Annotated in this window: 1 protein-coding gene; it reads right to left on the reverse strand. The window is 49.5% G+C overall.

The window, feature by feature from the left end; genetic code table 11:
* Nucleotides 1-986, reverse strand: a 986-nt coding sequence (zipA, locus tag KDK18_RS03955) for a cell division protein ZipA (RefSeq protein WP_257253363.1), incomplete at its 3' end; no start/stop codon positions are given.
* Nucleotides 987-1,108 lie beyond the last annotated feature (122 nt).

The raw sequence follows: 1,108 nt of genomic DNA on the forward strand, positions 1-1,108 counted from the left end.
ACACTGAAGTGTTCGTCTTTTAGTTCTCCACCCAAATCCAGCGCCAACTGTCGTACAGTTTCTTCCATCAGCATAAACGCCTTGAGTGGCTCACGGGGTCCGGGCAATCCCATAAAAACACTGACAGCCGGTGTATCAGTCGATTCCAGTTTACCAATATCAAAAGTGCCCGGCTCTACCCCATTTGCCATGCTGAACAGGATCTGTCCGGTTCCATCCTTGTTGGCATAACGGTGAAAGATCGACATATCGCCGTAGCGCATGCCTGAAGCCATCAGACTCTGGAGCAACCTTGCGCCGTCAAAGTTTTCACCACCTTTTGCCAGCAGATTGATCACCAGGATTTCACTGGCTGCAGGACGGTCTGCAAGCTTTTCCTGATTGACAGAACGGTGACTTTTCTCAGTTCTTGCGGGCTTGGTCTTTGCAAATGTGGGGGGTACAGCGGCCTGGGGTTCTTCAACAAACTCAGACTTAAAAGTAAAACTTTCCTGCACGGGTGCAGGTTCTTCAACACCGGAAACAGGCTCTTTTACTCTGGATCCGGGCTCGACAGAAGGCACTTCCGGTACTTCATCAACCTGAGTCAGAACCGGTAAGGGCTCTGATTTTTCCTGAACTTCCGGAGCCTCAACAGACGGTTTCTCTGCGGGTGTCTCTTGCACCGGCCTGGCAGGCGCCATAATTTCTGACCCAAGGCTGGATATTTCCGGTTCGATCCGCTCCCTCACAGAAACATGGGTTGACTCTTCTGAACGCACCCAGTTCTTCACTGTTTCCAACTTCTGGGGGGGAGCCTCTGACCTTCTGGCTCCACCATTGGGCAATTCACTGCCAAACTCGTCTTCATTTCCTTTTACATCTTCAAGACCGAAAGACAGTTCTGATGCTCTTTTTCTAGCCAGACGCATACGGCGGTATCCATCAGCCAGAACGCCAATAATGACGACGATTCCGATTACTACCAACCAATCTCGTAAACTCATGTCCATGCCGCCTGTTTACCCGGTGGGTTGTTGCCGCCTGAAAACCAACAACCCGAAAACGCAAAAAAGTCTGAAATTTATAAATCAGTGAAATGTACTACCATGTTACAACAAAACAATAT

The organism is Endozoicomonas sp. SESOKO3 (assembly GCF_024606255.1).